Annotated in this window: 5 protein-coding genes and 1 pseudogene; 4 read left to right on the plus strand and 2 right to left on the minus strand. The window is 66.8% G+C overall.

Annotated features, from left to right (window positions below; translation table 11 throughout):
* Positions 1-896, plus strand: a pseudogene (locus AC2VOP_RS06240) (excinuclease ABC subunit UvrA); the annotation flags it as partial.
* Positions 897-1,181: 285 nt separating this feature from the next.
* On the opposite strand, the gene AC2VOP_RS06245 reads toward AC2VOP_RS06240, so the two are convergent.
* Positions 1,182-1,424: a CopG family transcriptional regulator gene (locus AC2VOP_RS06245; protein WP_486960147.1), complete on the minus strand. Its 243-nt coding sequence runs from the start codon at positions 1,422-1,424 to the stop codon at positions 1,182-1,184.
* Positions 1,425-1,506: 82 nt separating this feature from the next.
* The gene (gene lysX / locus AC2VOP_RS06250) at positions 1,507-4,890 is read right to left on the minus strand and encodes a bifunctional lysylphosphatidylglycerol synthetase/lysine--tRNA ligase LysX (protein WP_486960148.1); all 3,384 of its coding nucleotides are present in this window, start codon (positions 4,888-4,890) and stop codon (positions 1,507-1,509) included.
* A gap of 341 nt (positions 4,891-5,231) precedes the next feature.
* On the opposite strand from lysX, the gene infC reads away from it, so the two are divergent.
* The 3 genes from infC to AC2VOP_RS06265 all read left to right on the plus strand — a co-directional run.
* Complete coding sequence (gene infC, locus AC2VOP_RS06255) at positions 5,232-5,888, plus strand: translation initiation factor IF-3 (RefSeq protein WP_486960150.1); 657 nt, start codon at positions 5,232-5,234, stop codon at positions 5,886-5,888.
* 23 nt (positions 5,889-5,911) lie between these two features.
* A complete protein-coding gene (gene rpmI, locus AC2VOP_RS06260) occupies positions 5,912-6,106 on the plus strand; it encodes a 50S ribosomal protein L35 (protein WP_486960149.1) in 195 nt (64 codons plus the stop codon).
* Between the two features lie 56 nt (positions 6,107-6,162).
* The coding region (locus AC2VOP_RS06265; protein WP_486960151.1) for a 50S ribosomal protein L20 at positions 6,163-6,320 on the plus strand (158 nt) is incomplete at its 3' end.

The raw sequence follows: 6,320 nt of genomic DNA on the forward strand, positions 1-6,320 counted from the left end.
TCAACGGCGCCCGCCAGGTTCCCGGCCGGCACACCCGGGTCACCGGACTCGAGTTCGTCGACAAGCTGGTGCGGGTCGACCAGTCGCCGATCGGGCGAACGCCGCGGTCGAATCCGGCCACCTACACCGGTGTGTTCGACAAGATCCGCACCCTGTTCGCCGCCACCACCGAGGCCAAGATCCGCGGCTATCGGCCGGGCCGGTTCTCCTTCAACGTCAAGGGCGGTCGCTGCGAGGCGTGTACCGGTGACGGCACCATCAAGATCGAGATGAACTTCCTGCCGGACGTCTACGTCCCGTGTGAGGTGTGCCAGGGCGCCCGGTACAACCGGGAGACCCTGGAGGTGCATTACAAGGGCAAGACCATCGCCGAAGTGCTCGGCATGTCGATCGAGGAGGCAGCCGAGTTCTTCGGGCCGATCACCGGCATCCACCGTTACCTGGCTACGCTGGTCGACGTCGGCCTGGGCTATGTGCGACTCGGCCAGTCGGCGCCGACGCTGTCCGGTGGTGAGGCGCAGCGGGTGAAGTTGGCCTCGGAACTTCAGAAGCGCTCCACCGGCCGCACCGTCTACATCCTCGACGAACCGACGACAGGATTGCATTTCGACGACATCCGCAAGCTGCTCACTGTGCTCAGCGACCTTGTCGACAAAGGCAATACGGTGATTGTCATTGAGCACAACCTGGACGTGATCAAGACCTCGGACTGGATCATCGACCTGGGTCCCGAAGGCGGCGCCGGCGGCGGGACGGTCGTCGCCGCCGGAACCCCGGAAGACGTCGCCGCGGTGCCGGAGAGCTACACCGGTAAGTTCCTCGCCGAAGTGCTGGAGGCTGCCGTGAAACCTGCTGTGGCCCAAGCCCGCCGGCGGCGCCACCAGGTCAGCGCGTAGCGCCTAGCCCGCTACCTGTCGTCGGGCAGCAGCCGAAATGCCGGGCCACCGGTCAACGGAACGACAGCGCGGAAATCTCGACGGTCGAGGGTGAGCACCGCGTCGGTCTCGTACTGTTCGGCCACCACGACGGTGACGGCATCGGTGAGGTTGAGCCGCAGCGCATCGTAACGGTTCTGGGCGATGCGGGCTGTCCGGAGTGTGGTCGCCGAGACGACGGGGACCGCGACTCGCCCGGTGCGCTCCTGGGTGAGGCCACCAACCCGGACGTGTCGGCGATGACGATCATCCCGCGCTGCGCCCAGCGGCCTCCGCCACCACCTGGTGAATCTCCTTCGCGGTCACGGGACGCCCGAATTCCGCCGTGGGGATGTCCCATTCGGCGGGCCAGCGACGAGCCCTCAGCGCGGCGAGGTGGAACGCCTCGCGGAAGTACTCGGACTCCGGCCGCCCGTCCCGCGCGGCCGCCTCTTTGATCACCGCGAGGTCGTCCTCGTCGACCATGACGGTCGTCTTCTTGAGCGCCATATGGTTATGGTACCTGTGCCATAATGTTCCAGCGGGTGTCGTCGGCCGGCACGACCTCAGCGGGCCGCCTTCGCGAGTCGCGTCAGCGCGGCCTGGCCAGCGGGAAGGGCAGCGTTTCCCGGATGCTGCGACCAGTGACCAGCATGACGATCCGGTCGACGCCCATCCCCAGACCGCCGGTCGGGGGCATCGCGTACTCCATGGCCTGAAGGAAATCTTCGTCGAGCTCCATGGCCTCGGGATCTCCGCCGACCGCGCGCAACGACTGCTCCTGCAGCCGGCGGCGCTGCTCGACCGGATCGGTGAGTTCGCTGTAGGCGGTAGCCAACTCGACGCCCCAGGCCACCAAGTCCCACCGCTCGGCCACTCCGCGTTTGCAACGATGCGGTCGGGTCAGCGGCGACACCGACGTGGGGAAGTCGGTGTAGAAGGTGGGCTGCTCGGTGCGGGCCTCGACGAGCTGCTCGTAGAGTTCGAGCACCACCGCGCCGGCATCCCACTGCCGGAAAAAATGGACACCGGCGGCGTCGCACAGCCGGCGCAGGGTGGCCAGGTCGGTGTCAGCGTCGATGTGCTCACCAAGCGCATCGGAGACCGCGTCGTGCACGGTACGCACCGGCCAGACACCGGAGATGTCCACCGGTTCAAGACGACCGGGCGTGCCCTCGGCGCTGTCTGCGCCGCCTTGCCGGGGCCGCAGCACCACCGGCGCGCCGTTGGCCGCGCAGGCGGCGTTCTGGATCAGCTCTCGGGCCCCGTCGATCCAGGTCAGGTAGTCGGCGTGCGCCTGATAGGCCTCAAGCAGGGTGAACTCCGGATTGTGGCTGTAGTCGACGCCCTCGTTGCGGAACGCCCGGCCCAGTTCGAAGAGCCGCTCGACACCGCCCACGCACAGCCGCTTGAGGTACAGCTCCGGGGCGATGCGCAGATACAGGTTCAAGTCGTAGGCGTTGATGTGGGTGGTGAACGGGCGAGCGCTGGCGCCTCCGTGCAACTGCTGCAGAATCGGGGTTTCGACTTCCAGGAATCCCTTGGCGAACAACGTCTCCCGGATTGCGCGCAGCACCTTGCTGCGGGCCGTTACCAGCTCGCGGGACTCGGTGTTGACGGCCAGGTCCACGTAGCGGGACCGCACCCGCGCCTCGGGATCGGTCAGTCCTTTCCACTTGTTCGGCAGCGGGCGCAGGCACTTGCCGATCAGCCGCCAGCGTTGCACCAGCAGCGACGGCGTTCCGTTGCGGCTGTGTCCCATGTTTCCGTTGACCTCGACCAGGTCACCGAGGTCGACGGCCCTACTGAAGTCCTTAGCGCAGCCGCTATTGACCTCTGCGAGCACCGAGTTATCCAGCAGCAGTTGCAATTCACCGGACCAGTCCCGCAGCTGGGCGAAGATCACGCCGCCATAGTCGCGCATCAGCAGCAACCGGCCCGCCACCGAAACAGCCGCTCCGGCGTCCAGGCCGGCCAGGGCCTGGACCACCGTGTGAGTGGGCGGGCGACCGACCGGATAGGCGTCAACGCCATTGTCCTGCAGGGCTTTCAACTTGGCGAGCCGGATCCGAACCTGTTCGGGCAGTCGCGGGCTGCGCGAGGCCGTGTCGACGGAGCCGAGCGGATCAGCACGCAGCGCCGAGAGATCGGGCGCGGTGCCGTCGCTGTGCAGCAGGCCGGTCGCCACTACCGCCGCCGGCACCGACGAATGGTGGCCGGTGTGCTGTTTGTTGCGGCCGGAGAACGGCAACACCAGGAAGCCTTCCGCGATCACCGACGCAACACCCACCCGGGGAATCAACCGGGCGTCCTCGTAGCACGCATAGCGGGGCACCCAATCGGGCTGGTATTTCATATTGGAGCGATACAGCGTCTCCAGCTGCCACCATCGCGAGAAGAACATCAGCACCCGGCGCCACAATCGCGCCACCGGGCCGGCGCCTAGCTGCGCGCCTTGCTCGAACGCCGACCTGAACATGGCGAAGTTCAGCGAAATCTTGCTGATGCCAATGCCTTGAGCTTGCAACGCCAATTCGCTGACCATCAGCTCGATGGTGCCGTTGGGGGATTGTGGTGAGCGGCGCATCAAGTCCAGTGAGACCCCGCTGGTCCCCCACGGCACCAGTGACAACATCGCCACCACCGCGCCGTCGCGCTGCACCGCCTCGACCAAAAGACAATCGGCGTCTGCCTGGTCGCCGAGGCGGCCCAGTGCCATCGAGAAGCCGCGCTCGGATTCGGTGTCGCGCCACGCGTCGGCGCGCTGGACCACCAGCGCCATCTCGTCGGCGCCGAGGTCGCCGTGCCGACGGATCCGCACCGTCAGCCCGGCCCGGCGCGCCCGGGTTACCGCCTGCCGGACCGCCCGCCGGTCCGGGCCGGACAGCCGGAAGTCGGCGGCGTGCAGGATCGCCTCGTCACCGAGTTCCAGGGCGCTCAGGCCAGCGTCGCGGAATGCTTGCGCCCCTAGCACGCTGGCACCCATCACGGCGGGCGTCCACGCATAGATTTTGCACAGCTGCAACCACGCGCCGATGGCCGAGGGCCAGGCCGCCGGGTCGCCCACCGGGTCGCCGCTGGCCAGGCAGACGCCAACTTCGACACGGTAGGTGATGGCGGCGCGTCCGTCGGGGGCGAACACCACCGCCTTGTCCCGGCGAGTGGCAAAGTAACCCAGCGAGTCGTTCTGCCCATAGAGCTCGAGCAGCCCGCGGATCGCCGATTCATCCTGGCCCGTCAGCGCGTTCTCGGCGCGCTGCGACAAGAACAGCACCACGGCCGCAGCCATCAGCGGCACGGCACCGAGCAGCCCGAACAGCACCTTGAGCACGACATCGGGTTTCCCGGCGAACACCTCCGACCCCGCCAAGCCGAATCCCATCACCCGATTCACCACATAGGGCAGCCGCATCCGGCGTTCCAGCGTCCCTGGAAACAGTTCGATCAACCCCCAGGACAACAGGATCGCGATCACCCACCCGGAGAGCAGCACCGTCGTCGACCTGAACAGCGCGCCGGGGCGTACCTTGGCCCAGAACTCCCGGTAGGCGAGCAGCAGCAGCCCGATCGCGGTCACGTGCAGAACGAGGCCGGCGCCGGCGCTGACGGCCTGCAGTGCGTCGGCGGTGCCGGAGGCCAGCTTGGCGGCGTTCCAGCCGGCCGCGATGAGCAGGTTGGCGACCAACAGCCACCAGGCAATGCGCTTGCGGGCCATCAAGGCGGCGGCCAGCAGGGCCAGCACGAACGCCCACGCGACACTGGTGTCGGGAAAGTTGAACAGGTAGTTGTCGATGAACTTGCGCGGAACCTTGATGATCCACCGGATCAGCGGTGACAGGCTTGCCAGCAGCGCGAGGGTCGCAGCCGTGCCGACGGTCCAGCCCGCGAATACCGGAACCCAGTGATACCGGGAGGTGCTTTTTCCTCCCGAACTGCGTTCCGAACTGCTTTCCGAGCGCAACAAAGCCAGTGACATAGGCTGCGAGGATATCTCTGCGAAACGAACCGTGCTTCCCGGCTGCTAAACTGTGCTCCGCGACCGTCCCGGCGCACGCCAGGACAGGAAAGTGGAGTCCCACTCCCACCGCAGGCCACGGAGAAATCCGAAGGCTCGGCGGTCCGGTCGCAGGCAGCCAGGCTGCCTGCTCTGCGCGGCGCGCAGGCGGCCCTCTCGACGGGGGCCATGATCGGTCGGCATCGGGCCCTGCTTCAGGCAGGGCTTTTTCGCTGATGGGGTGCCGTTTCCAGCGGTCGCGGCCGATCACGACAACGCACGACGACGTACAACAACGCAGGAAGACTACCCAGGGAGGTCCCATCAGCACAGAGATCCGCGTCAACGAGCGCATCCGCGTACCTGAGGTCCGATTGATCGGGCCGGGAGGCGAACAGGTGGGCATTGTGCGCATCGAGGATGCGCTCCGCGTCGCCGCGGATGCCGATCTTGATCTTGTCGAAGTCGCGCCGAACGCCAGGCCGCCGGTGTGCAAGATCATGGACTACGGCAAATACAAATACGAGGCGGCGCAGAAGGCGCGCGAGTCTCGCAGGAACCAGCAGCAGACCGTCGTCAAGGAACAGAAGTTGCGGCCGAAGATCGACGATCACGACTACCAGACCAAAAAAGGTCACGTGGTCCGCTTCCTTGAGGCGGGATCCAAGGTCAAGGTCACCATCATGTTCCGCGGGCGCGAGCAGTCACGGCCCGAGTTGGGCTACCGGTTGTTGCAGCGGCTCGGCGCCGACGTCGCCGAATACGGGTTCGTCGAGACTTCCGCCAAGCAGGACGGCCGCAACATGACGATGATGCTGGCACCGCACCGCGGCGCGAAAACCCGCGCCAAGGCAGCTCAGGAGGCCGGCGCGGCCGGAATGGCTGGAGTCCGGCCAGTCCAGCCTCAGCGCTCCACTACCACCCCCGGCACCCCCGGCACCCCCGGCACCAGCGGCGACACCACCCCGCCAGAAAACTGACCCGACACCAGAACCGAGGACACATGCCGAAGACGAAAACGCACAGCGGCGCTTCGAAACGATTCCGGCGAACCGGGACCGGAAAGATCGTGCGGCAGAAGGCCAACCGCCGCCACCTGCTTGAACACAAGCCGAGCACTCGTACCCGGCGACTGGCCGGCCGCACCGAGGTCTCCGCCAACGACACCAAGCGGGTCACGGCACTCCTGAACGGCTGACCAACCGGGCAACTCGAGCACGAAACCAGTACGCCCCGACGAGAATAGGAACACCCATGGCACGCGTGAAGCGGGCAGTCAACGCCCAGAAGAAGCGGCGCACCGTCCTGAAGGCCTCCCGAGGCTATCGGGGCCAGCGGTCCCGGCTGTATCGCAAAGCCAAAGAGCAGCAACTGCACTCACTGAACTACGCGTTTCGTGACCGCCGTGCCCG

The organism is Mycobacterium sp. TH-M106, assembly GCF_057473765.1.